Here is a 3,723-nt window from a genome sequence, read left to right on the forward strand (position 1 = left end):
CGCTGGCCGGTCTTGCGGCACCCATGGAGCCGCTGCCCATCGACCTGTACGAGTCCATCTCCCGGCGCGGTGTCCGCCTGGCCGGCGTCTGGGTCTCAGACTGCAGCCACGTCTTCCAGGCCGTGTCTTTGGTGCTTTCGGGCCGCTACGGCCTGGAAAAACTGGTGACGCACCGCCTTCCGCTCTCGCAGGCCAATGAGGCGCTCGAGTTGGTGCGCTCCCGGCAGGCGATGAAGGCGGTCCTGATCCCCTGAAGCAGGTGCGACACCGCACAGCCCTCACGACGACTATCCCTGCCGAGCGACCCCTGCCCGGCATGCACGAACAACAAGCAAGGCAAGCCTGATCGGAGGTTGTCCCAATGCCACAATATGATCTGATCGTCCTCGGTGGTGGCCCCGCAGGGTATGTCGGGGCTCTTCGCGCCGCACAGCTCGGTGCGAAGGTCGCCGTTGTCGAGATGCGCGAACTCGGCGGCACCTGTCTCAACCGGGGCTGCATCCCCAGCAAGGCCCTCCTGCACTGCGCCCATCTGCTCGAGACTTCGAGCAGCGGTCGCCGTTTCGGCGTGACCATGACGGCCGAGGCCAATCTCGACGGCGTGCGCAAGCATGCCGAGCGCTGCGTCAAGGGCCTCGTCAGTGGAGTCGGCCAACTCTTCAAGGGCCGAGGCGTCACTCACCTGAAGGGTCGCGGCAAGCTCGTCGGGCCGCAGGAAGTCCTGGTCACCGGCGACAAGGGCGAAGAGACCGTCAGCGGCAAGTACCTGCTGCTGGCAACCGGTTCCGAACCCTTCGTCCTGCCGATCCCGGGTGCCGATTCCGAGGGCGTCTTCACCAGCGATGATGCAGTCACGCTTCCCGGACCCTTCGAGGACATCGCGATCATCGGTGCGGGCGCCATCGGCTGCGAGTTTGCCTACATCTACTCGCGCTTCGGCGCCAAAGTCACCATGGTGGAGATGCTCGAGCGCATCGTGCCCAACGAGGACCCGGACGCGACTGACCTGCTGGCCAAGTCGCTCAAGAAGTCAGGCGTACGCATCGAACTGGGCGCCAAGTGCACCCGCATCGAGGAGGCCGAGGGCAAGCGGCGCCTCGTCTTTGAGCAAGGTGGGGAAGAGAAGGCCGTCGCAGCCGATGCCCTTCTCATGGCCGCCGGACGCCGGGCTCTCACCAAAGACATCGGTCTCGACGAGGTCGGCGTGGCCCATGATCGCGGCCGCGTGAGTGTGAACGAGCAGCTCCGCACCTCGGTCGACACGATCTTTGCTGCCGGTGACTGCCTGCGCGGGATCGGCCTCGCACACCAGGCCTCCCACGAGGCGATCGCAGCGGTCGAGACCATGTTCGGCGAGGGCGGGCACATGAGCTACGCCGCCGTACCGGCTGCGATCTTCACGCACCCGCAGGTCGCCTCGGTGGGAATCCGCGAGCACGAGGCCAAGGCGCAGGGCCTTGAGGTCTCCGTCGGCACCTTCCCCTTCTCGGCCATCGGCAAGGCTTCCGCTATCGGTGAGCGAGAGGGCTTCGTGAAGCTGGTGGCCGATGCGAAGAGCGGCCAGTTGATCGGCGCCTCGGCGGTCGGCCCGGACGTGACGGAATTGATGGCCGAGGTCACCCTGGCCGTCCAGATGGGCTGCACCGCCGCTGACGTCGCAGGCACCATCCACTCGCACCCGACCCTGTCGGAGGTCGTGGGCGAGGCCGCCCTAGCAGTTCTCGGACGCCCGATCCACGGCATGTAGTCCGTATCCAGGCTCCGCAACAGCGCGAAAACACCCCGGGCGGGCAGTCCCTTGACCCGCCCGGGAACACTTCTGCCCTTGCCGGCGTTCACCCCCTGGGGTAGCTGGATCCCTAGCGAGTCGTACTAGCGCGTGCCTGTTCAGTGAATCCGCGGGAGGGGTTCCCGGTCGGCTCTAGAGAGAGCCTTGCGGGGCCTTCATGGTGTCTGCCGGCAGAGGAGAGGGCAAAAGGGCGGACATCGTGGGAGGAGCGGGGCGAAACTCGCAACAGACAAGGGCAGGACCGTAACGGATGGTAACGAGACCTTGACACGAGGGCCCTGCGAAGTCTACCCTGTGGATCACGGTTCTACTATTGCCAGAGGTGGGTCCCGGACCGTGCCGCCGAAGGCCACAGCGTAGCGTGGCAAGGCGGCGTGGCTCCACGCACCTCAGCAGGTCACAAGCGCGGGAGTCTTGCCCTAGGTGAGCAGGGCGGTAGCGACCCCTAGAGATCAGCAGGCGGTGTCGGAGCGGACTGGACCGGGCCAGTTCTCACGGCGGCGTTTCCTGGGTGCGATGGCTGCAGCCGGGGCCGCATCCTTCCTCGGCACAGGGCATGCAGCAGCGCCACCGGGCATACGCGGGATACTCCTGATCGTGGGCGACGACCACGGTGCGCAGTTGGGTAGCCTCGGCACCGAAGGGCTCTCGACCCCGATGCTCGACGGTCTTGCCGCCGAGGGAGTCCTCTTCCGTCAGAACTTCTGCTCTCTCGCTTCTTGTTCTGCCTCTCGATCTTCCCGTTTCACCAGTTCCCATCCTCACTCCCCCGGCGTCACGATCGTCTGTCACGAGTTGTGCGGTGCGGAGCCGTCGGCGGAGTGGAGTGCTAAGTGCGATGCTGCTGGGCGCGGCCGCAAGGCGCAAGACGACCTGCCACGCTCGTCAAGGGGCCCAACCCTCCGGCTGAGCAGCTCTTTGACGTGGCCCAGGACCGGTGGGAGACCCGTGATCTGAGTTCAGACCACGACTCTACCGAGACCTTGCAGCGCCTCCGTGGCGCTCTTGACAACTGGATCGCGCAGACCAAGGACGCCGAAGTCAGCGGTGCTCGCTCCCCTGCGACGGCCGGCTGACTGACCGTCAGGCAGGGCTGCTCGAGCTCAGCGGAGGTGGAAGCGAGGCGGCGGCGAACAGTCGCACTTCCGCGACCTCGTGGGCATCCTCCGCGACGGCAACTACTGGCGCAAGCCTCAGTTGCTGGAGAGTCCTTACGAGCACGCAAACAGAGTCTACGTCTTCGCAGATCAGGACCAGGCGGCGGCGCTGCCCTGAGCTCGCGCGCCGGAGTGTGCGGAGCAGGCCCAAAGCATTGCAGTCTGACAGGCAAGCCGCTGCACAACGGACGCCCGGGGGTCTTGAAGGGACTGGTTGCCAGCTCTATAATCACGTTACCTATTAGTCGTGCACCATCGGTCGAAACACCGCCGAAACGGCGGGCGGGTAGGATGCACTCGTCCCTGGGACGAGAAACCCCTCATATGAGGTCGAAAGGAGAGACACGCGAAATGCGGCGAGGCTTTACACTCATCGAGCTCCTCGTGGTCATTGCGATCATCGCAATCCTGGCAGCTATCTTGTTCCCAGTATTCGCAAGAGCCCGCGAGAAAGCCCGACAGTCGTCCTGTTCCAGCAACGTCAAGCAGATCATGACCGCGTGGAAGATGTACTCAACGGACTACGACGGGCAGTTCACGCACCACATCTACACCCAGGGCACGACCACGATCTACTACTGGTACTACCCGATGGCGCCGTACATCAAGAACAACCAGATCTGGCAGTGCCCCTCCGACCAGCCCCATAACTTCACCAACAAGCCTCTGGACGAGGCCAGCTATGGGATGAACTGGTTGTACTGCAACGGCCGCTACATCCGCACCAGCTCCGGCGGCACCTACAACTACACCCCGAAGCTGCCGGCGCCGTGGAAG

General features: G+C 64.8%; 4 protein-coding genes. All 4 read left to right on the forward strand.

Translation table 11 applies throughout. The annotated features are described in order from the left end of the window. Positions 1-254, forward strand: a 254-nt coding sequence (locus ABFE16_11745) for an alcohol dehydrogenase (GenBank protein MEN6345966.1), incomplete at its 5' end; no start/stop codon positions are given. A 107-nt stretch (positions 255-361) separates the two neighbouring features. Then, a complete protein-coding gene (lpdA, locus tag ABFE16_11750; protein MEN6345967.1) occupies positions 362-1,747 on the forward strand; it encodes a dihydrolipoyl dehydrogenase in 1,386 nt (461 codons plus the stop codon). A gap of 875 nt (positions 1,748-2,622) precedes the next feature. Continuing rightward, positions 2,623-2,865 carry a hypothetical protein gene (locus ABFE16_11755; GenBank protein MEN6345968.1) on the forward strand — a complete coding sequence of 81 codons (243 nt, stop codon included), beginning with the start codon at positions 2,623-2,625 and terminating at the stop codon, positions 2,863-2,865. A gap of 432 nt (positions 2,866-3,297) precedes the next feature. Next, positions 3,298-3,723: prepilin-type N-terminal cleavage/methylation domain-containing protein (locus ABFE16_11760; protein ID MEN6345969.1), on the forward strand; the 426-nt coding region annotated here is incomplete at its 3' end.

The organism is Armatimonadia bacterium, assembly GCA_039679385.1.
Lineage (GTDB): Bacteria > Armatimonadota > Zipacnadia > Zipacnadales > JABUFB01 > JAJFTQ01.

Bases quoted from the DNA above. Each gene is read 5' to 3' on its own strand.
- lpdA (MEN6345967.1), top strand. From the start codon at position 362: ATGCCACAATATGATCTGATCGTCCTCGGTGGTGGCCCCGCAGGGTAT.